Raw genomic sequence first — 20,418 nt, forward strand, 5'->3', positions numbered from 1 at the left:
CTAAATAAGTTATACGTTCTCATTCAATTCCATTGCAAGCCGAATCATATCACGGCATACAATCCCATTTTCAATAATCTCTTCTTCATAATGCTTCGAAAAGTAATCAAAATCAATAGAAAAAATACGAAATCCACATTTTTGATATAAAGCAAGTTGTGAGACACTAGAATTACCTGTACCAACTTCAAGTTTTGACATACCATGTTCTTTAGCAGTTTCTACCGCATGCTCTAATAATTTCTTTCCAATACCTTTCCCTTGCAAATGCTCTACAACCGCAATATTCATAATTTCCATCGTCTTCGGTCTTGTTTCCAAAAGAACATATACACCAATAACTCTTCCCTCTTGCTTAGCTACATATGTTTTCCCTCTTTGTACATATGTATCAATCTGCCCTTCACTTGGATCAGCAAGCAATAATAAAGGTTTTGGTACAGCTTCTTTCGAAATACGTTCTATTACAACATTCATAAAAAATTCCCCCTTCTCTATTGTTCTAAACCCTCCTTGTCTACCATAAGTAATAGAAAGGAGGGATTCACCATGGACAACAATGAGAAAAAATGCAACGTCATCTCTATTGATGGAAAGAAAAAGAAGAGCGACACGTATGCCTATCCAAAATTAGTAGTAGAAAACAAAACATATGAATTTTCTTCATTCGTCTTATGCGGTGAAACACCAGACGGCAGACGACTCGTTCTTACTCATATGATTTCTACCGATGAATTTGCTGGGTTTGTCAAATCTTTAGATACGGTACTACAAAAGAAAATTGAACGAATCTTTTTTTCATAACGACTACATCACATAAATTTCTTTTTCAATCTCTACTAATTGCTTTTGCAATTGTTCTTTACTTTGTTCATACAGTGATACATCAATCGTTGCAGCCAATGCAAATAATACACTTTCATAATAATTCATCACATCTTGCTGCATCACTTTTTGGAATAAGTCCCATTTTAAATCCCACTCTTGCTTATAATGATGAATAAATAAATCTTTTTCATCAGCTACATAGTTTGATACGAGAGGTTCTAATACAGATTTAGCGTCTTCTTGCATAAAAGCTTTGTCATTCTTTTCAAAAAAGCTTTTCTCATTTTTAAAGTGTGCCAGTGCTTTTTTGAAATCTTTTATTTCAACTGAAGGGAACGGTTCTTTATGTGTAATATCTTTATATTCATATTCCACTGTTCCATTCATAGAAATTGATTCATTTTCTACTTTACAGCTCACCACAATTTCATTCTTAGCACGCTTCATCGTTTCGTCTATCCATTTCTCAAGACGTAATGATGTTGCACGCATTTCTTGTAATAAATCATGCTGAATAAATGCTACTAATTCCATAACACACTGCTGCAACTGCACTTTCACATTTCCGTCCGTTCGAAGCGATGCCGGATTAATAAATTCAGTAAACACATCGTTATAACGTAGGAATAGTCGTTGTTGTACGTAATAAAGCAATTCTTTCACTTCATTTTGCATCGCCTGTTCTTCAGCAAGCACACTATATGATGAAATAATATGAAGTAGTTGATCACGCTCTGCTTCATATTTTTTCGTTTGCTTCTCTTTCTCTTCATTCCCCTGCTTTGCACCATTTATCATATTTACTAACAGGTGATCTGCCCCTTGCAGTGCACCATATAAAGCATGAACAGATACGAGCATTAAATCCCTCATCATAAAGGATGTAAATGATTCCTCGAACTTAGCAATCCCAGAGTTTTGTAAAATACCGTACTTCTCTTTTCCAATATTTTTTCCTTGTTTCTCTTCAAGCGCACATAAACTTGAAATTGCAAATAAACGTGGATTTCTAATACCGTATTGCAGTAGCTGGTCTGCGATATAACCTTTTACCATTTCAAGTTCTTCTTCAGACTCTGCTAAATCGGCCGCATTAATTAAGAAGAACATTTTATCAAGAGCAAAAGTATCCTTTACACGACCAAGCTGAATTAAAAATTCACGGTCAGCACGAGAAAACACGTGATTATAATACGTTACAAATAAAATAGCATCTGCGTTTTTAATATACTGGAACGCAACGTCTGTATGGCGGGCGTTAATAGAATCCGCTCCAGGTGTGTCTACAAGCGCTACCCCTTGCCTTGTTAAAGCACAATCATAATATAGCTCCATATACTCAACAAAACATGATTTTTCTTCATTCGCTACATAATCAGAAAACTCTTCTAATGTAACTTGTACTTGCTCACCTAAATGCGTAGAAACCGTATCATATCCTTTTTGTACCGCTCGTAAAAAGCTAAATGTTGTTTTTTGCTTCCCAGTTGGTGAAGGATATTTCATAACTTTATCAATTTGTGCTAACGCTTCATCTAACGTAGTAATCTCATAATGAAACAGCTTATAAACAGCTTTCATATCTTCTAATAAGGCTTGCTTTGATTTAAATTGAACCATTACTGTTCCGTGTGGTTTTTCCTCTGTAACCGGCAAAATTTGATTAATCGTTGCCGTCGTCGGATTTGGTGATACAGGAAGTACCTTCTCACCAAGCAATGCATTGGCAAATGATGATTTCCCAGCACTAAAAGCTCCGAATAACGCTACTGTAAATTGTTTCGTTTCCACACGGCGCCTTTTTTCTATTATCTCTTGTTGTACATGTTTTAGCGCTGGCAATGGCTCTAATATCGTTTCAGCTTTCTTCACTTTCTCTAATATACGCTGAATATTTAAAGCTGCCGTTCCTTTTATCTCTTCCTCATGAGCCGCTACGTTATCATTTACAACTTCCTGCGCTTGTAATGTGAATTTCTCACTAACAATTTGTTTTTCACTTTGCAATATCTCTTCTATTTGCAACCCTTCTGGCGTAGCAACACGCTCATGCCAAACATTTTGTAAATAACTTTCATACGTCTCCAAATTGTTACTGTATTGCAATTTTGTTTCTTTTGCCGTTTGCAACATCGTATATGTTTCAATCTCTTCTTCAATACGAGCAACTGCTTCCTTTACCTTTTTCTTTAAAACGACTGCACTTTTATCAAAAATTTGTTGTGCTTTTGTAAAATAACGTTTCTTCAGTTCATTCGCTACATCCGCTGTATAAAGAAGTAAGTAATCACCTGTGAAACCTGCACCTTGTTTAATTACTTCGGCTAACATTTCTGGTCCGAAGGCAATCTCTAGAGCATATATGTCTTTCCCAATTTCCTCTGTAAACAACCCTTCTTCTTTTAAGAAGGCAACAATAAATTCTTTCACATGAAAATCCAGTTGCGTTTCAACCGTCTTTTGCAAAGCTGAATAAAAAGCATCTAAACGTCTCTGTTTTTCTTGCTCAGTCTTTCCTTTCGCAAATAGCAAACCAACTTTAAATTTTGTTAATTTCGTTTCTAAGTACGCATTTGCCAATTCTCTCATTTCAAACGGCATTAAATACGCGTTATCTAATATAGCTTGTAAGCCTTTTATAAATTCGTTTCTCACATGAGACTCTTTACTAGCCTCTCGATGTTTCGTTTCAGTTAGCCCTTCTTTCTTTTCAACTATCTCTGAAATAGAAAGCGGTGATGCTAACTCTTCCTCATATTTCAAAAGAGCTTTTTCATTTTCATAAAGAATAAACGAGACATGTTCTCCCATTAAATATTCTGTTTCTCGCTCCATTCCATCTCTTACATACTGCTTTTTTTCTTTCATAATAGAAGTAATTAACGTTTCTAGGTTTTCAATTTCATTATGTGGATGGTTCATCATTCGTAATGATGTATAATAAACTCCATCTACTTCAATATCCCAGTTAGAGAACGATTGTTTTACACTATCTCTATAATCCGCAAACGATAATTCATTTTCTTTATGTTTATCTATTTGATTTACAACGAGATAAACCGTTTTATTACGTTGTTTCAATTCTTTAACAAATTGTAAATTCACTTCCGATTGGACGTGATTATAATCCATCATATAAAAAATTACGTCTGCTAGATGCAGCGTTGATTCTGTCGCTAGTTGATGGGCATCATCTGTTGAATCAATTCCTGGTGTATCAACTAACATAACACCTTCAGGAATTGGAGCATCATTCCGATAAATATGAACACCAATTACCTCATCGCCATCTTTACAAATTTGTTTTAATTCTTCTGCTGAATATGCACCGTCATATTCGTACTGCTCTCCAGATTTAATCGTTACAACAACACGATCAGACCCCTTTTCAATTTTAACGACGTTAGCGCTTGTCGGAATTGGACTTGTCGGTAACAACTGCGCTTTATATAGATGATTCATCATCGTAGATTTCCCTGCTGAGAAGTGACCGCAGAATGCTATCATAAGCTGCTCTCGTTTATATTTTTGAATCACTTCAAACAACTTTAAGCTATTCTCTGCATCGCCGTGTTTTTGCCACTCTTCATAAAAACAAACAAGTTTTTTCATACCGTTTGTCTGTACTATGTTTGTCATCCCCTTGTTCCCCTTTATCCAAGATGTATATACTTTTCCCCGCTATTTGCGAGCTCATAATCAACAGGAGATACATCCTCTCATTGATTACCGTTTCACTTTACTATCATACTAAATTTTCAGCATATTCTCATTAAAAATAAAAAATCCCTTTCATTCTTTTTACAAATGAAAGGGATTTTATGTAATATCACTCATTTTGCTGTTCCTACTCCATTTAAAACATACTTTGCAATAACTGCATATACAGCGACTGTACCTGCTACTAATGCATATACCATACTCATGCACCAACCTTTTTTGATAATGATTATCACTTTTGAATACATTTTATCATTAAAGAGAATCATTATCAACACTTTTCATAAAGAAAGCCCCTTATAAGAAGGAGCTTCACTGCCTGTTTTGAAAAAGGTTAAAACTTGTTGTGCACTCTTATTATATCTCATCTTACATAACTTAATAGTTAAAAAAAATGGAAATCTACCCTATACCCTCCATCTTACATTTTGTATAATAAAAGGGAATTACTTAACAAGGAGGAAAATAATGACACAAAATATTTCACAAGGCGAGAGGATACACTCCATCGATATTATTAGAGGAATAGCTGTACTAGGTATTTTTCTTGTTAACTGGCCCATTATCGCTGGGATTGACTCACGTGATCTTTCAGGAGTTTACGAGGGGCTAGATAGCTATATCCGTCTATTTTACGATATGTTCATTCAAACAAAGTTTTATACTATCTTTTCATTTTTATTCGGCCTAGGCTTTTACATCTTTATGACTCGTGCTGAAGCAAAAACAGATCGACCAAAAACTTTATTTGTTCGTCGTTTACTTATTTTATTATTATTTGGTTTCTTACATTACGTTCTTTTATGGGACGGAGACATTTTACATAGTTATGCAATCGCTGGATTTTTCTTATTTTTATTTTATAAGAGAAAACCTCGTACTATTTTAATATGGGCAATCGTTTTATTAAGTATTTTTCAATTTCTTATGCTAATCGCTACTATTGGTATTGCCTTCATGCCAAAGGAGGAACTTGGGTTATCCTTACCAATCATGCCACTTGAAGACTGGGTGTCACAAATACAAAATCGTTTCCATGCTTTTTATGCTAATGGAATTGGACTAAATGTATCAATGCTCCCAGAAACAGTTGGGCTATTTTTACTCGGTTTATATGCCGGTAAAAAAGACATTTTCCGCCGCACGAAAGAGTTAGATCCAAAGCTAAAAAAATGGCAAATCATTATGTTTGTTTTAACATTACCGTTTTGGTTCTTTATGGTTCGTTATTTCTTATCAACATCGTCATATGAACCACTTTATATGCAAGGGCTTGCAATGTTTAGCGGAAAAACATTATTCATCTTCTATATTTTCACTCTTATGCGTTTATTACAAAAAGAAAAATGGCAAACATTATTACGTCCATTCCAGTACGTTGGTCGAATGGCATTAACAAACTACATTTCACATACAATTGTTACGTTACTTGTATTTGGTCTATTGCTTAAAAGTTATTATCCAGCTCCATTATGGGTAGGACCACTATTTTGCGTCGGTTTCTACACGTTACAAATCTTTATTAGCCGCTGGTGGCTGTCACGTTATCAATACGGGCCACTTGAGTACATTTGGCGTCTTGGTACGTACGGGAAAATGATGCCACTTAAAAAGAAAAGCAAGGTCTCATAACAGTAACGAATCGGTTTTGAAATACAAAAATAAAAGGTTCAAATCGCATACGATTTGAACCTTTTATCAATTTTACGCTTCTCTTACCGCACTTTGCATCGGAACTGGTTCATCCTTTACTTTCACTTTACGCTGCGGCACCATATTAAATACGATATTTAAAAGTACTGCTGACGCACTTCCAAGTACGATTCCGTTATCTGTTAAAATACGAATGCTTTCTGGAAGTTGTGAGAATAATGTAGGAACGACAGTAACTCCTAGCCCGATTCCAACAGAACATGCAACGATTAATAAGTTTTCTTGTCTTCCAAAATCAACGCTACTTAACATTTTAATACCATATGCCATTACCATACCGAACATCGCTAACATCGCACCGCCAAGTACCGATTTCGGAATAATTGTTGTAATCGCTGCGATTTTTGGAATGAATCCAAGAGCGATTAACATACCACCACAAGTATAAATAATCACGCGATTTCTTACTCCAGTTAATTGAACAAGCCCTACGTTTTGAGAGTATGTTGTATATGGGAAGGCGTTGAAAATACCACCTAACACCATTGCTAACCCTTCTGCACGATAACCTTTTGTTAATTCTTTTTCACCAATCTTTTTATTGCAAATATCAGATAATGCAAAGTATACACCTGTTGCTTCTACAATCCCTACGCAAGCAACTAGAATCATCGTAATAATTGGCGTTAATTCAAACGTTGGTGTACCGAAGTAAAATGGCTGAATACCATGGAACCAATCTGCTTCTCCAACCGCTTGCAAGCTTACTTTCCCCATAAATGCTGCAACAATTGTACCGAATAAAAGACCTAGTAAAATAGAGATTGAACGAATAAACCCGTCGAAGAAACGATACATAATGATGATAAATAGTAACACACCAAATGCTAATGCTAAATTTTCAAGACTACCGAAATCCTTACTTCCTACTCCTCCAGCCATATCATTAATTGCTGCTGGAACAAGTGTAACTCCAATTACGGTAACGACAGATCCTGTTACAACAGGAGGAAACAGTTTTACAAGCTTTCCAAATAATTTCGCAAAAATAACAACGAATAACCCCGCAGCAATAATTGCTCCATAAATAGAAGACACGCCGTATTGTTTTCCGATTGCAATCATCGGCCCAACGGCTGTAAATGTACAACCTAGTACAACTGGGAGTCCAATACCGAAAAAGCGATTTGATAATGCTTGTAAAATTGTCGCAACGCCGCACATTAATAAATCAATTGAGACTAAATATGTTAACTCTTTTTGATTTAAACCAAGTCCGCCGCCCACAATAAGCGGAACGATAATTGCGCCAGCATACATAGCAAGCATATGCTGCATACCAAGCGATGCGATTTTAAATGGATGTTGCTTCATCGTTTATTTCACCTCCGCAGTTTCTTGCTGTACAAATGTAACTGCGTTATTATCAAGTGATGCAATTTCTGCTAGTGACTCAACACGAATTCCTTGTTCACGAAGCTTCTTTCCTCCATCTTGAAATGCTTTTTCAATAACAATACCAATTCCTGCAATACTTGCTCCAGCTTGCTCTACTAGGCTCATTAAACCTAAAGCAGCCTGACCGTTTGCTAAAAAGTCATCAATAATTAAAACGCGATCACTTTCATCAATATGATTTCGAGATAACGAAATTTCATTCGTTTCTTGTTTTGTAAATGAATATACGTTTGCAACATACATATTATCTTGTAACGTTAACGATTTACGCTTTCTAGCAAAGATTACTTTTACACCAAGCTCTAATGCAGCCATAACTGCTGGTGCAATCCCTGAAGATTCAATCGTCACGATTTTTGTAATGTTCTCTTCTTTAAAACGTTTAGCAAATTCTTTTCCGATTTCTTGCATAAGTACTGGATCAATTTGGTGATTTAAAAATGCATCTACCTTTAATACATCACCAGATAAAACCTTTCCTTCGTTCAAAATCTTTTCTTGTAATACTTTCATGTTTGTTCCCCCTCTTATGCAATAAAAAAACTCCAAAAGCCGCCACCACTCGTTACAAGTGAGAGACGCGCTTTTGGAGTTTCGCAAAAAAGAATGCTAAACAAGCAAATATATTCGTCCTCACTCATAGTCAAAGTATTTACGGTACTTCGGTAGAAACTTGCAGGCCATATCCCCGCGATTATATGAGTGTAGCTAACTATTTATTTTATAGAAGGATTATAACGCACTTTTTATACTTTGAAAAGCTTTTATTCATAAAACACGTACAAATTTTATAAAAACATCATTTTCGTTCGAGTTTTGTAAACTCTTTCATTCCAAATTATAACTTCGTTAAAATGATTGGTCCATCTTTTGTAATCACAATTGTATGCTCATATTGAGCTGATAATTTCCCGTCCATCGTTCTTGCAGTCCATCCATTTAAATCTACTTTACAATATCGCATACCTACATTGACAATCGGCTCAATCGTAATTACCATCCCTTCTTGTAGCTCTGGCCCTTGACCTTGCTTCCCAAAATGAAAAATTACTGGTTCTTCATGAATCTCTTTACCAATCCCATGTCCAGTGAAGTCTCTCGCGACAGAAAAACCTTCATTTGCTACATAACTCTCAATTGCATAGCCAATATCTCCTACACGATTACCGATCACCGCCTGATCAATTCCTTTATACAAAGCATTTTCAGCTACTAGTAATAACTTTTCTGCTTCATCAGAAACTTTTCCAATTCTATACGTCCAAGCAGAATCTGAAAGACCACCATTTAAGTTTACTACCATGTCAATTGTTACAATATCACCCTCAGTCAAAGGAACATCGGCCGGAAATGCATGACACATTTCATCGTTTACAGATGCACATATCGCATATGGATATCCGTTGTACCCTTTCTGCTCAGACGTTGCACCATGTTTTTCTAAATACGCTTCCACAAACGTATTAATTTCTTTTGTTGTAATACCTGGTTTCATTATCTTCGCAATTTCTCTATGACATGAAGCAAGTAACTTTCCAGATTCATGCATTAAATCTATTTCATTTTTCGTTTTAATTGTAATCATGCTTATCTCTACCTTCCTTGCTAGACCTACTATTTGCTACTAAATTTCAATGATACACATACTCTTCCAACACTTTCAATTAATATTACATCTAGTATTTTTAATTGATGTTTACTTATAAACAAAGTATATTGTTACTATACTATTAAAAGGAGGATTGTTAAAGATGATGCACGCAGGAAGACTACGTCAGCAAACTTTGAACACTAAGTAACTTAATATGTTCAAAGGCTCTGTTTTCATAAAGCAGAGTAAACGGGATTAGTCTGCACATTTTTAATAATCTTCAACGGAAGAGTACACTTTCCACATGGAGAAAGGCAGATATACATCTGTCTTTTTTTTCGTATATTTTTCATACAAAGAGAGACGTTTATTCCTTATATCCTCGTTTACTCTTAACCACAGACAGAAGCCCGTCTGTGGTTTTTTTATGATTACATTTCTTTAATCATATTGATGTATTTAGGATGATTAGTAACAGAAAACGTATAAAAGCATTAAAATCAAAATAAACAATTGGAGGAAATAAAAATGAATACATTTAAAGTGAAACAATTAGCAAATAAAAAAGGACTAAATATCTTAGAAGATTCAATAGAAATCAATGAATCTGGCGTTGACTTTCAAGTAGCACACGTTACAGAACAAAACGGAGATAAATGGATACTAAGAATTCCTCGTAGACCAGAATCCATGAGACATGCCCTACGAGAAAAAGAAGCGTTAGAAATTATGAAAAAACATGCAGCATTCCAAGTTCCTGATTGGTCTATATTTTCTGAAGAACTAATTGCTTATAAACAACTAAATGGCTTTCCTGCTGCTACTATCGATATAGAACAACAAAGATATGTATGGAACTTTAATGAAAAGAATGTACCAACCGAATATTATATTTCATTAGGAAAAGTTCTAGCGAATGTACATTCATTACCTCAGCAAAAATTTAATAATATAGGTGTTGAAATTCTTACTGCTAATGAATTAAGAACTTCTATGCAACAAAGGATGAATCGAGTGAAGGAACAATACCATATTAATCAAAACTTATGGGATCGTTGGCAAGCATGGCTAGCTGAAGATTCTTTTTGGCCATCTCACGTGGGAGTAAAGCATGGAGATATACATCCAGGTCATATTCTGATTGATAAGAAAAATAATGTAACTGGTTTAATCGATTGGACAGAAGTAGGGATAGGTGATCTATCTATAGATTTCACATCGCATTATCTACTCTTTGGGAAAGATGGATTAACAAAGTTAATTCACTCTTATGACAACGCTGGCGGTAAAACTTGGTCAAGAATGGACGAACATATTATCGAACTTCTAACAACAAGTAGCATCACTGTTGCTGAGTACGCTCAAGTATCAGGTTTGAAAGACATGCATGAAGCAGCTATACACATGCTAGCAACTGAAAGTTAATACAGTTGCTTAAAAAACATTAAACTAAAAAACAGAAGAACTCTCTTCTGTTTTTTAGTTATTTTTACATATATAATTCATTTTCAAAAACTCAAAACAACTACCATTTGTTTTCTGTATAAACGTTCCAACTGCTTCAAACCCTGCCCTTTTATACACTTTAATTGCTCTTTTATTAAATGTAGCTACTGATAGTGTTATATAATTACATCCATATTTTTCTTTACTAAAAGCTAGTATAGCATTTATGAACTGTAAACCAAATCCATTCCCAGTTATATTAGGTCTCATTCCAAGACCTATATCAACCGTTCCATCAGTTATTTTACAAACAGTAAAATAACCAATGAGAGTGCCATTTTCCTTCACAGAAAATGTATGATCCCCTCTACTCTCATCATGTAAAAATTCGGCTAAATCTTCTTCATCTGCCTCTATATCGTAAAAGGAATATTCCCCTTCATAATGCCAGTTGTATGCAATTTCTTCTGCTTCTTCTTGCGTCATTACTGTATATGTATAGTCCATTCTCCCATCCCCTTTAAAAAAAGAGCTGCAAGTAAGCAGCTCTTTTTTTATAACTCGTAAATCTCTCTATACTTCGCTTCTAAATAATCTGCTAAGTAATTCGCATTCAATCCTTCACCTGTTACATCTTCTAAAATTTCAAGTGGCTTTTTCGTTTTACCGTATTGGTGAATGTTTTCTGTTAACCATTCACGAATTGGTGTTACGTTTCCTTCTTCTAATAATGCATCAAAGTTCGGAATGTCTTTTACCATTCTTTGCTTAAATTGCGCTGCATACATATAACCAAGCGCATAAGATGGGAAGTATCCAAATGAACCACCAGCCCAGTGAACATCTTGTAATACGCCTTGTGCATCGTTAGCCGGGCGAATTCCTAAATATGCTTCCATCTTATCGTTCCAAGCCGCTGGTAAATCCTTCACTTGTAATGTGCCATCAAATAACTCTTTCTCAAGTTCATAACGAACCATAACGTGAAGCGGATATGTAAGCTCATCTGCTTCTATGCGAATAAATGAAGGCTTCGATTCATTTATTGCATCATAAAACTCATCTACTGATATATCATTGAATTGACCATCGCTATACTCTTTTAATAAATCATAATTTTTCTTCCAGAATGATTTATTACGACCGATAAAGTTCTCAAAGAATAATGATTGTGACTCATGAATACCCATAGATGTTCCACTACATAGCGGTGTGCCTTCAAATTTCTCTGCAATATTTTGTTCATATACAGCATGACCACATTCATGAATTGTTCCAAACACAGCCATACGGAAATCTTTTTCGTCATAGCGTGTCGTAATACGAACATCCCCTCTATTTAATGTGATCTCAAATGGATGTACTGTTTCATCAAGACGACCTGCTTCAAAGTCATAATTTAATTGCTTTAATAGCTCTAATGTAAAGTTTTTTTGTTTTTCTTTTGAAAAATGTTCTGATAAAGCACTTGTCTTTAATCTTTTTTGCGACTCTGATATTTCTTTTACGAGCGGAACGATACGCTCACGAAGTTGACCAAATACGTGATCTAACACTTCTACCGTAATACCCGGCTCATACATATCTAATAATGTATTATATTTATATGTTTCGTAACCCCAATATGTAATGAACTTCTTTTTAAATTCAACTATTTGTTCTAAATACGGACGGAACATTTCGAAATCAGATTTTTCGCGAGCTTCTTCCCACACACTTTCCGCTTTCGCTTCTAATTTCACATACGCTTCGTATTCCGCTTGTGGAATTTTCTTATTTCTATCATATTCTTTACGACACTCTTCAACCATTTTCTTCGTCGTTTCAGAAAGTTTGTCTTCACTTATTAAAGATTCAAGCTCTGTTAAATAGTTCCCCATCTCATCTGAAGTCGACATGGCAAATACTTCTGATGAAAGCATGCCAATTACTTCTGAACGCTGATCTACACCTTTTTTAGGTGCACCTGTTCTTAAGTCCCAAAACATTAAGCTTAACGCTTCTCCGTAATTTTGTATCTTCTTTACATATGTTAAAAATTGCTTTTCTACTTCATATGTAGCTACTGTCATTGTATAAAAACCTCCTTTTTCTACCTCAAACTTAATTCGACACGAAAATCTAAATTCCTTTTATATATAATAGAAAAAAAGCTTGGCAAGCGCCAAGCTTTCTCCTTATAATTCTTTACCTTCTACTGGTAGTACCTTTTTCACTGCTTCTACCACTTTCTCATCTTCAGTATCAGATAAGAAGATTGATATAGCCCCTTTATCGTCACTCGTACGAATTAAACGTCCAATTCCTTGACGAAGACGTAAAATCATATACGGTACATCTACATCCCAGAATGGATCATTCACATGTTTACGCTTCGCTTCAAACACAGGATCGTTTGGAGGGAATGGTAATGACCAAATAATAACATGTGATAATGATGAACCAGGAATATCTAAACCTTCCCATAAATGAACGGCACAAAGTACAGTTTCTTCTTCATTTTGGAAACGAGAAACAAGCTGACTAATTTCTTGGTCCCCTTCATATAGGAATGGAACTGACATTTGTTCTTTACTTACATACTCTTTAAACGCTGCAAGTTCTTGCGTTGTACGGAATAATACAAGTGTACGACCATTTGTTTTTTGTATATTTTCAAGTGTATATTGACACTTTCTTTCCCATTCGTTTTCTTTCGTATGAGATAGTAAGTTTACTGCCATTTGCTCCTCATAATCAAACGGTGAGGCAACTGAGAATGATAAGTAATCTTTTACCCCTAGGCTATTTGCTGTAAATGAGAATGAATCGTTGTTAGATAATGTAGCAGAAGAGAAAATATACGGGATTTTCTTTGAGAATACTTTCTCTTGTAATACTTCTTCAACTGCACGCGGCATAATTACTAACGTGAAGGCTCCATCACCTTCTTCACCCCATGTAATTACATTTTTCTCGTGCATGAATAGGCGAAGTGAATGCTCTAATACATCTAAATGTTCATCAACGATATTTAAATCATACGTGTTTACTGTATGCATTTCACTTTCAAATACTAATGCGTCCCCGACTTCACCAATTTTTGCATAAAGTCGCTTCGCTTCAGCCGTTACTTTTTCTGTCACAGTAATTTCTAAACGATCAGAACCAGCAATTTCTTTTTTATTCTCTTGTAACACATCAAAGAATCGCTCTGTTTGCCAAATTGTTTCTTCTACTAAATGCGCAAACTCCTCGCGAATATCATTTTGTAATAATCTCGTTAAAAGTTGCTCCATCATCGTTTGCTTTAAACGATATGTTAAAGCTTTTTGAGCTGCATATTCTACAAGATGTCCTTCATCGAATACAACACAACTGCTTTCTGGTAATAACGGAATTTGTCCTTCACGCTTACGAGCATCATACGTCCAAATATGATCCATATAGAAATCTTGAGAACAAATAATTAAATCTGCCGCTTTACGATAATGTTCACGTGATAGAGTTTGCCCGCAACGATGACGAGAATCACAAGTGAAGCAATCTTGGAAGTAATCCCAATTTACTTTTGACCATTCCTCATCATTTAAAAGCGGAAATTCTTTTCGGTCACCATAGTGAGTAAAGTTTTGCATCGTACCGTGGTCAAATACAAACTGCGGTAATTCGTAGTATACATCTTCAATTACTTCTGGAGCTCGTCCACTCATAACATCTTCAAGTTTACGTAAACATAAATAATTATCCATTGATTTCGCAAGTCTTACATCTACCGATAAGCCTAATGCCTCAGATAATTTAGCAATGTCCCCTTCTTCTTTTACAAGCTGCTCAATTAACGTTTCATCTGCACAAGCGATAATCGCTGGTTTCCCAGTATAACGCGCATAGCAAATTGCATATAGAAGATATACAATTGTTTTCCCGGTTCCTACACCCGCTTCTGCGAACATAACTTTCTTTTCTTGGAAAGCACGCTCTAATTGAAACGCCATAAAAATTTGTTCATCACGCTCTTCAAAGCCTTTTTCCGGAAGGATGTCGTAAAACACATCTCCAATCCACTCATTCAACTTATCATAAAAATTGTCTTGTTTTCCTACTTCAAATGGTAATCTCTTCTCAGTAAACATCCTTAGCCTCCAACCAAAAAGTTTTTCTATAAAAGATATAGCAACTGCTACTCATATAGGTGCAGCCACTTTCCCCTGTTGCAATACATAGAAATACACGAAAAAAAATTTTCCTTTCGAAAAAGGAAAATTTTCTTCTATATTAATGACTTTAAATAACGTTTATCAATCGCCGTTTCATGTGAAAGAGCTGACAAATATTCTTCTTGTGCTTTTTGTATTTCATCTACAATCGCACCTTGGCTATCCAATTCTTTTCCGATCTCATCATACGTACGGTGAATAGCCTTTTGAATCATTGATAATTGGAAACTATCCATATTAGTTCCTCCTTTACGCATTACATAATAGCCAGTATATGCGCGCTGGAGTAGTTTTATACTATGAATTACGAGGTGGACGTTTTCCGAAGTATTGGTAGTAATCTGTACGAATAAATCCGTTAAACAGTTTACGCTTCTTCGATGCATCTTTTCCGTAGCACTTCTCAAATGCTTCGTAACTTGTTAATACATACGCCGACCATGTATCTAATGGACGGAATACTTGTCCCATTTCTTTATACAGTTGTTCAACAAGTGCTTTTTCACTTAAACGTTCTCCGTATGGAGGATTCGTTACAACATAGCCATAATCCTCTTTTGTTGTGAAATCTTTTACTTGCATTTGTTTAAATGTAATTAAATCACCTAAACCAACTTCTTCTGCGTTATCTTGAGCAACTCGAATCATACGATGATCAATATCTGATCCAATGATTTGCAATGGTTGATCATAGTTCGCTAAGTCTTCAGCTTCTTGACGAGCTTCACGCCAGTTTTGTTTACCAACCCAGCCCCATTCATCCGATGCAAAGCCACGGTTAAATCCTGGTGCAATATTTTGTCCAATTAATGCTGCTTCAATCGGAATTGTACCTGATCCGCAGAAAGGATCCACGAAAGGACGATCTGGCTTCCAGTTTGTTAATTTAATTAAAGACGCAGCTAATGTTTCTTTTAAAGGAGCTTCTCCTTGATCCACGCGGTATCCACGTTTATGAAGTCCAACACCGCTCGCATCAATTGTTAATGTTGCAATATCCTTGAGCATTGCAATCTCAATACGGAATAACGGGCCATCTTCTTCAAACCAAGTTGTACGTTTATATGTTGTTTTTAATTTTTCAACAACAGCCTTCTTAACGATACGTTGGCAATCCGAAACACTGAATAACTCAGATTTTAAAGATTTACCAATAACAGGGAACTCACCGTTCTCTGGAATATAATCTCCCCAGTTTAATGCTTTCGTTTTCTCAAACAGCTCATCAAATGTTGTCGCTTTAAATTCGCCAACTTTAATTTTCACACGGTCCGCAGTACGTAACCATAAATTCGTGCGACAAATCGCCTTTTCATCTGCTTCAAATGTTACTTTGCTGTTTTCTACTTGGCATTCATAACCAAGGTCACGAACTTCTCGGGCAACTAAAGCTTCAATACCCATTGCCGCTGTTGCGATTAAAGTAACTTTTCCCATTTGCATTCACCTCTTATGTATATTCAAACAATAATTAATAGCCATTTATCCTATTAATCATTACATTTTACGAAGAATTTTCTCATTAACCATTTTAACTCATAATTTATAACTTCATACAAATAAAAAGCCCTCCTCTAACAAAGGAGAGCTGAGTTATTTCATAGTTGGTTCATAACGTTCTGTAAGCCATGTTCTGTTCCTTTGTACTGCAAACGGCCCACGCCTCGTACTCCGGTGGCAATCATCTATCTACAGGTTATACAACCTGTCCTTTCCCATCGTTCATTTCCTTGGAAAAGATTCCCCTACCATTATTTGGGTTTCTCGCTCGTGGGGTTTACCTCGTTCCACTCCTATCATTTCTTCAAGGACTTCGTCACTGTGGCACTTTAAAGGTAGTCAAACCATATCCGAAAGGACTTAGGTTTTTTCCCTGCCGTTAAACCAGCCTTACAGCCAGAATACCCTAGCTTATGAATTGGCTAGGCACGAACACTACAGCCATCTCAGGCCGTGCGAGCATGGACTTTCCTCTACAACGTTGGCGTTGCAGCGATTACCCAAACGTTATGACATCCATTAGTATAGTGGAAACAAAAAGATTTTGCAATGTTTTTTTCTATGTAAAATGCTTTAACCTTTTTATCACCAGAAATTATTCGTATAACTTACTTCCAAATACAGCTTTTTCTAAATTCGATAGACGTTTTAAAATGTCCGTATTCGTGTTGTTATATACTGGTTGTGCAACTGGTGTTTGTACAACTGGTTGTTGTGGAACTTGCGTTGCTGCTAGCTTTTGCTCTTCTAGTTCACGCTTTAAACGAGCATTTTGTTGCTTTAATTGCTCAAATTCCTTGTGAAAAGCTTCATAATCTTTAATGATCATATCAAGAAACTTGTCTACTTCTTCTTGTTGATAACCTCTCATACCTGTTTTAAATTCTTTTTCTAAAATATCTTTCGCCGTTAATTTAATTTTATCCGAAATCATTTTCTTCACCTCAAATTTTTGCCAAAACTTTCATTAACTAAATTTTTTCAGAAACAATGCTTTTTGTCAATCATATATACGAGTACTATATTACATATTACTCAGCATTATTCCACTGTTCCTCTTCTATTATATCTTGTAAATCGGAAAAAAGAATGAAATAACTGTGATAATTTTCTATTTCTCCTTTTTTCTTTGCCGCTTCTACAATATATTTAGGACTCCCTGGTTTTTCTTCATCATATACAGCTAAAAGTGCATCACTTTTTTCAATAAAAAATTGATTTTTTAATTTAAATTGCTCTGGGCTTTCGTACTTCCGTTTTGTGATACTATCAACATGGTCTGCTTGAGAGAGAATAAATTCGTAATATTCACGGTTATCTTCCTTCCAACCTTCTTCTTGTTCTAAAAATGGAGTAAATACCGCTAATTTTAAATCTGGATATTCTACTTGTATTTCAAAAACAACTTCAGCAGTCCATAATTCTACACCTAACTGGCCACTTATTATAACCCACTCTAAACCATCTTCTACAAAAGCAGTTAATTTACGACGCAGCGCCTTTTTTATACATTCTACTCCTGGATGATCATTTTTAAATATTCCAAGTTCAAATGGCTTATAGCCTGTTACTGCAATAACTTTCATATCAACACTCCAATTACAAAAAAAGAACTAGCATTTCGCTAGTTCTAACATATCATTTACTTTTTAAATATTCCACCAACGTTTGGTCCAATATTCGGACCTACTGGTGATACATTGTTTGGTAAAAATGGCGATACATTTGGTCCTGGTCCAAACGGTGATACATTCGGTCCTGGTCCGAATGGGGATATTTGATGACCGTGGTGGTGGTGGTGATGACCATGGCCACATGGTCCACATCCGCCGAATCCTGGATCGATTGGGTCTACAACATTTACATTTGAATTTGTTTGCGGGAAGAAGTTTTGGTTTTTAATTTGTTGATGATGTACATGTGTTGTATGCGTCGGGAAAATGTGTGGCACCACCGTTGTTGAAAAAGAATGTGTTACGCATTGTTTCGTCGGATGAATGACAGGAGCAGTTGTACAAATAGGTCCTGTAGGCTTATGCCCTCCAAAGCAAGGATGACAATGATGCATAGTTTTTCTCTCCTCTCTCATAAAAAAAATCTGATTACACTTTACAGTATGAGAAAAGAGGGTAAGCCGCTTGTTATATATACCCATTTATTCTAAGGAAATTTGTCTAGTCCTTGATTTTCTATCCAATGCTTTTTATAGACAAACCTTCGACATTACTTACCAAAAAAGCCTCCCACTTGCTTTACAATACCTGTCACTTGATTCATCGCATTCATCATTTGTCCAGCTGTATTCATCATTTTATTTACATCATAGTTACCATCTGAATTTTTAAATTGGGAAACAAAACTAGAAAATTGACTTGGTTGCTGCTGTTGCTTTTGTTTATTTTGTGTCGGGTACGGTTGTTTTGGTGGATAAAACATCGCTTGTTGATTGCTATAGGGAGATGGTGGTGGCATATAGTATTGTGAATTCATATACGGTTGCGGTTGTTGATTCATATATGGTTGCTGTGGTTGTTGCGGTTGATTCATAAACGACACTTCAAATGGCTGGTAATAATTTTGATTTCCATAATGAGGTTCGAAAGGATACATATTATAACGTAAATATGTATCCGTATTATATTGGTACATATTTTGCTGTGCATATGGATTAGATTGCTGATATACGTTAGATTGTTGAAACATGCATTCTCTCCTCCTTCACATAAGTTTCTACATATATAATATGTACTTGTAAAATAATTTGTGTGACGGAGTATGTGTCTATTTTTGTCGGAAGTTTAAATTTTTAAAAAATTAAAAAAGAAAACCCTTCCATGCTATGATAATAAAGAAGAAGATTCTCATGGGGGAGGAATCAACATGGTATTAGGGGATTTAAAACAAGCGTTTTCTCAAAAAAAGGGATATTACACAGAAAATGTAAATGAATTATTGGACTTTGCGAGACATTGGTATCTCGAAGGAAAAATATGCATTTCAGATTACCGAACAGTAATAAAAGAATTAGAAATAAACGGTGCAACAAAACCTACAACAATGACAGAAGCATAAAAAAACAAGAGGGTTTCCCCTCTTGTTACTTACATTGCTCAATTATATTTTGCAAAGTATACGAAATGGCTTGATGCGTTTCAAAGAATCGCTTACCTTTACCTTTATTTACAAAACATTGCAGCACATTTGTTTGTAAATTATCATACACTTGATCAATTTGCTGTACATGTATATACTTCGGTTTTTCTTCCTTAATCCATTCATAAGCCAATTCTTTCCACACTTTTAATTCCTCATCTACCATATCTACAAACGGTTTCATATCCTTATAAAAATCGTATTCAATCATTTCTCTTTTTTTCACATTTGCTTCATTATTATGTTGCATAAGTTTTTCCGAAGACTGTATTAATGCTTCATACTTCATTTTATTCCCACCTTATTATGCACTCACTACGACGTTTTGAAATGCCTTCACCCAATTCCCTTTTTCTTCGTGATGCACTAATTTATTTTCCATATGCTCAATGTGCATTTCTGTTATTTCTATCTTGTTGCATATTTTTTCACTCTTATCCTTTAATGCATGATTCGTTCTAATCCCTATATTCATTTCCAGCAAATCGAGAGAACTTAACATTTGATCCATTGTTTTCATTACATCTTCCTTCTGAACCATCGCCATATACAAAACGCCTCCTTCTTTGCTTTTCCTTTGTCATGTAATTTCGCCGAATGATTCTTCACTCCTGCCCACATGACAAAACTAGTTGTTATTCGTCAAAGAAATCATTTTGTATGTCATTTATAGAAATGGTAACAATACAAAAAGGAGGTGCATGAAAATGGCAAAGAACAAAAACGAAAAAAAGAAAAAACAAAACAAACAAAATAAACCCGAAACTGGAAATCCAAAATTAGATGGTCCAAACTTCCCTGCTACATAAAGTGAAACTTCCTTAATCTCTTGTATGCATTACATTTTGAGATTAAATGTTTAGCACGCAT

21 protein-coding genes, 1 other RNA gene and 1 riboswitch are annotated in these 20,418 nt (G+C 35.4%); of the genes, 5 read left to right on the plus strand and 17 right to left on the minus strand.

Going from position 1 to position 20,418, the window contains the following annotated elements; genetic code table 11:
* Positions 1 to 9 precede the first annotated feature (9 nt).
* Positions 10 to 477 (minus strand): GNAT family N-acetyltransferase, encoded by a 468-nt coding sequence (locus AC0L0O_RS17035; protein WP_001103523.1) that lies wholly within the window; start codon positions 475 to 477, stop codon positions 10 to 12.
* 72 nt (positions 478 to 549) lie between these two features.
* On the opposite strand from AC0L0O_RS17035, the gene AC0L0O_RS17040 reads away from it, so the two are divergent.
* Positions 550 to 804, plus strand: a complete 255-nt coding sequence (locus AC0L0O_RS17040) for a DUF3931 domain-containing protein (protein WP_000369736.1) — start codon at positions 550 to 552, stop codon at positions 802 to 804.
* A gap of 3 nt (positions 805 to 807) precedes the next feature.
* Here the strand turns inward: AC0L0O_RS17040 and AC0L0O_RS17045 are convergent, their stop codons facing one another.
* Positions 808 to 4,467, minus strand: a complete 3,660-nt coding sequence (locus AC0L0O_RS17045; RefSeq protein ID WP_098639001.1) for a dynamin family protein — start codon at positions 4,465 to 4,467, stop codon at positions 808 to 810.
* Between the two features lie 549 nt (positions 4,468 to 5,016).
* On the opposite strand from AC0L0O_RS17045, the gene AC0L0O_RS17050 reads away from it, so the two are divergent.
* A complete protein-coding gene (locus tag AC0L0O_RS17050; RefSeq protein WP_000193083.1) occupies positions 5,017 to 6,180 on the plus strand; it encodes a DUF418 domain-containing protein in 1,164 nt (387 codons plus the stop codon).
* Positions 6,181 to 6,252: 72 nt separating this feature from the next.
* Here AC0L0O_RS17050 and pbuX read toward each other — a convergent pair whose 3' ends face one another.
* From pbuX to AC0L0O_RS17065, 3 genes are all read right to left on the minus strand, one after another.
* The gene (pbuX, locus tag AC0L0O_RS17055) at positions 6,253 to 7,575 is read right to left on the minus strand and encodes a xanthine permease PbuX (RefSeq protein WP_000809214.1); all 1,323 of its coding nucleotides are present in this window, start codon (positions 7,573 to 7,575) and stop codon (positions 6,253 to 6,255) included.
* 3 nt (positions 7,576 to 7,578) lie between these two features.
* A complete protein-coding gene (locus AC0L0O_RS17060) occupies positions 7,579 to 8,172 on the minus strand; it encodes a xanthine phosphoribosyltransferase (protein WP_000866485.1) in 594 nt (197 codons plus the stop codon).
* Positions 8,173 to 8,279: 107 nt separating this feature from the next.
* A riboswitch (purine riboswitch) is annotated at positions 8,280 to 8,381 on the minus strand.
* A 116-nt stretch (positions 8,382 to 8,497) separates the two neighbouring features.
* Positions 8,498 to 9,244, minus strand: a complete 747-nt coding sequence (locus AC0L0O_RS17065; RefSeq protein WP_000628423.1) for a type I methionyl aminopeptidase — start codon at positions 9,242 to 9,244, stop codon at positions 8,498 to 8,500.
* Between the two features lie 534 nt (positions 9,245 to 9,778).
* On the opposite strand from AC0L0O_RS17065, the gene mphL reads away from it, so the two are divergent.
* Entirely contained in the window at positions 9,779 to 10,675 is an 897-nt protein-coding gene (mphL, locus tag AC0L0O_RS17070; protein WP_001091344.1) for a macrolide 2'-phosphotransferase MphL, read from the plus strand.
* Positions 10,676 to 10,729: 54 nt separating this feature from the next.
* Here the strand turns inward: mphL and AC0L0O_RS17075 are convergent, their stop codons facing one another.
* From AC0L0O_RS17075 to AC0L0O_RS17120, 10 genes are all read right to left on the minus strand, one after another.
* Positions 10,730 to 11,203, minus strand: coding sequence for a GNAT family N-acetyltransferase (locus tag AC0L0O_RS17075; protein ID WP_000386773.1), 474 nt, complete (start codon positions 11,201 to 11,203; stop codon positions 10,730 to 10,732).
* Between the two features lie 47 nt (positions 11,204 to 11,250).
* Positions 11,251 to 12,768 carry a carboxypeptidase gene (ypwA, locus tag AC0L0O_RS17080; RefSeq protein ID WP_000215099.1) on the minus strand — a complete coding sequence of 506 codons (1,518 nt, stop codon included), beginning with the start codon at positions 12,766 to 12,768 and terminating at the stop codon, positions 11,251 to 11,253.
* Between the two features lie 105 nt (positions 12,769 to 12,873).
* Positions 12,874 to 14,811, minus strand: coding sequence for an ATP-dependent DNA helicase (locus tag AC0L0O_RS17085; protein WP_000493712.1), 1,938 nt, complete (start codon positions 14,809 to 14,811; stop codon positions 12,874 to 12,876).
* 137 nt (positions 14,812 to 14,948) lie between these two features.
* Complete coding sequence (locus AC0L0O_RS17090; protein ID WP_000376886.1) at positions 14,949 to 15,131, minus strand: DUF3921 domain-containing protein; 183 nt, start codon at positions 15,129 to 15,131, stop codon at positions 14,949 to 14,951.
* 61 nt (positions 15,132 to 15,192) lie between these two features.
* On the minus strand, positions 15,193 to 16,332 hold the full coding sequence (locus tag AC0L0O_RS17095) for a THUMP domain-containing class I SAM-dependent RNA methyltransferase (protein WP_000521234.1): 1,140 nt from the start codon (positions 16,330 to 16,332) through the stop codon (positions 15,193 to 15,195).
* 180 nt (positions 16,333 to 16,512) lie between these two features.
* An RNA gene (gene rnpB / locus AC0L0O_RS17100) (RNase P RNA component class B) lies at positions 16,513 to 16,903 on the minus strand.
* An 87-nt stretch (positions 16,904 to 16,990) separates the two neighbouring features.
* Positions 16,991 to 17,329 (minus strand): cell division regulator GpsB, encoded by a 339-nt coding sequence (gene gpsB, locus AC0L0O_RS17105; protein ID WP_000622430.1) that lies wholly within the window; start codon positions 17,327 to 17,329, stop codon positions 16,991 to 16,993.
* Between the two features lie 97 nt (positions 17,330 to 17,426).
* Complete coding sequence (locus AC0L0O_RS17110) at positions 17,427 to 17,981, minus strand: SLOG family protein (protein ID WP_000862923.1); 555 nt, start codon at positions 17,979 to 17,981, stop codon at positions 17,427 to 17,429.
* A 56-nt stretch (positions 17,982 to 18,037) separates the two neighbouring features.
* On the minus strand, positions 18,038 to 18,463 hold the full coding sequence (locus tag AC0L0O_RS17115) for a CotD family spore coat protein (protein ID WP_000546265.1): 426 nt from the start codon (positions 18,461 to 18,463) through the stop codon (positions 18,038 to 18,040).
* Between the two features lie 155 nt (positions 18,464 to 18,618).
* Positions 18,619 to 19,098 (minus strand): YppG family protein, encoded by a 480-nt coding sequence (locus AC0L0O_RS17120; protein WP_000487705.1) that lies wholly within the window; start codon positions 19,096 to 19,098, stop codon positions 18,619 to 18,621.
* Between the two features lie 177 nt (positions 19,099 to 19,275).
* Between AC0L0O_RS17120 and AC0L0O_RS17125 the strand changes: the two genes are divergently transcribed.
* Positions 19,276 to 19,467 carry a YppF family protein gene (locus AC0L0O_RS17125; protein ID WP_000242663.1) on the plus strand — a complete coding sequence of 64 codons (192 nt, stop codon included), beginning with the start codon at positions 19,276 to 19,278 and terminating at the stop codon, positions 19,465 to 19,467.
* A 25-nt stretch (positions 19,468 to 19,492) separates the two neighbouring features.
* Here AC0L0O_RS17125 and AC0L0O_RS17130 read toward each other — a convergent pair whose 3' ends face one another.
* Both AC0L0O_RS17130 and AC0L0O_RS17135 read right to left on the minus strand, forming a co-directional pair.
* Positions 19,493 to 19,837, minus strand: coding sequence for a YppE family protein (locus AC0L0O_RS17130; RefSeq protein WP_000872959.1), 345 nt, complete (start codon positions 19,835 to 19,837; stop codon positions 19,493 to 19,495).
* A 15-nt stretch (positions 19,838 to 19,852) separates the two neighbouring features.
* Positions 19,853 to 20,095, minus strand: a complete 243-nt coding sequence (locus tag AC0L0O_RS17135) for a hypothetical protein (protein ID WP_001252043.1) — start codon at positions 20,093 to 20,095, stop codon at positions 19,853 to 19,855.
* 85 nt (positions 20,096 to 20,180) lie between these two features.
* On the opposite strand from AC0L0O_RS17135, the gene AC0L0O_RS17140 reads away from it, so the two are divergent.
* Positions 20,181 to 20,357 (plus strand): hypothetical protein, encoded by a 177-nt coding sequence (locus tag AC0L0O_RS17140; RefSeq protein ID WP_001982922.1) that lies wholly within the window; start codon positions 20,181 to 20,183, stop codon positions 20,355 to 20,357.
* The last annotated feature ends 61 nt before the right edge of the window (positions 20,358 to 20,418 follow it).

This window comes from Bacillus sp. GS3m_15504 (assembly GCF_055825275.1).

Excerpts from the sequence above, each read along its gene's own strand:
- AC0L0O_RS17035 (WP_001103523.1), bottom strand. The coding sequence starts at position 477 with ATGAATGTTGTAATAGAACGTATTTCGAAAGAAGCTGTACCAAAACCT.
- AC0L0O_RS17040 (WP_000369736.1), top strand. The coding sequence starts at position 550 with ATGGACAACAATGAGAAAAAATGCAACGTCATCTCTATTGATGGAAAG.
- AC0L0O_RS17045 (WP_098639001.1), bottom strand. The coding sequence starts at position 4,467 with ATGACAAACATAGTACAGACAAACGGTATGAAAAAACTTGTTTGTTTT.
- AC0L0O_RS17050 (WP_000193083.1), top strand. The coding sequence starts at position 5,017 with ATGACACAAAATATTTCACAAGGCGAGAGGATACACTCCATCGATATT.
- pbuX (WP_000809214.1), bottom strand. The coding sequence starts at position 7,575 with ATGAAGCAACATCCATTTAAAATCGCATCGCTTGGTATGCAGCATATG.
- AC0L0O_RS17060 (WP_000866485.1), bottom strand. The coding sequence starts at position 8,172 with ATGAAAGTATTACAAGAAAAGATTTTGAACGAAGGAAAGGTTTTATCT.
- AC0L0O_RS17065 (WP_000628423.1), bottom strand. The coding sequence starts at position 9,244 with ATGATTACAATTAAAACGAAAAATGAAATAGATTTAATGCATGAATCT.
- mphL (WP_001091344.1), top strand. The coding sequence starts at position 9,779 with ATGAATACATTTAAAGTGAAACAATTAGCAAATAAAAAAGGACTAAAT.
- AC0L0O_RS17075 (WP_000386773.1), bottom strand. The coding sequence starts at position 11,203 with ATGGACTATACATATACAGTAATGACGCAAGAAGAAGCAGAAGAAATT.
- ypwA (WP_000215099.1), bottom strand. The coding sequence starts at position 12,768 with ATGACAGTAGCTACATATGAAGTAGAAAAGCAATTTTTAACATATGTA.
- AC0L0O_RS17085 (WP_000493712.1), bottom strand. The coding sequence starts at position 14,811 with ATGTTTACTGAGAAGAGATTACCATTTGAAGTAGGAAAACAAGACAAT.
- AC0L0O_RS17090 (WP_000376886.1), bottom strand. The coding sequence starts at position 15,131 with ATGGATAGTTTCCAATTATCAATGATTCAAAAGGCTATTCACCGTACG.
- AC0L0O_RS17095 (WP_000521234.1), bottom strand. The coding sequence starts at position 16,332 with ATGGGAAAAGTTACTTTAATCGCAACAGCGGCAATGGGTATTGAAGCT.
- gpsB (WP_000622430.1), bottom strand. The coding sequence starts at position 17,329 with ATGATTTCGGATAAAATTAAATTAACGGCGAAAGATATTTTAGAAAAA.
- AC0L0O_RS17110 (WP_000862923.1), bottom strand. The coding sequence starts at position 17,981 with ATGAAAGTTATTGCAGTAACAGGCTATAAGCCATTTGAACTTGGAATA.
- AC0L0O_RS17115 (WP_000546265.1), bottom strand. The coding sequence starts at position 18,463 with ATGCATCATTGTCATCCTTGCTTTGGAGGGCATAAGCCTACAGGACCT.
- AC0L0O_RS17120 (WP_000487705.1), bottom strand. The coding sequence starts at position 19,098 with ATGTTTCAACAATCTAACGTATATCAGCAATCTAATCCATATGCACAG.
- AC0L0O_RS17125 (WP_000242663.1), top strand. The coding sequence starts at position 19,276 with ATGGTATTAGGGGATTTAAAACAAGCGTTTTCTCAAAAAAAGGGATAT.
- AC0L0O_RS17130 (WP_000872959.1), bottom strand. The coding sequence starts at position 19,837 with ATGAAGTATGAAGCATTAATACAGTCTTCGGAAAAACTTATGCAACAT.
- AC0L0O_RS17135 (WP_001252043.1), bottom strand. The coding sequence starts at position 20,095 with ATGGCGATGGTTCAGAAGGAAGATGTAATGAAAACAATGGATCAAATG.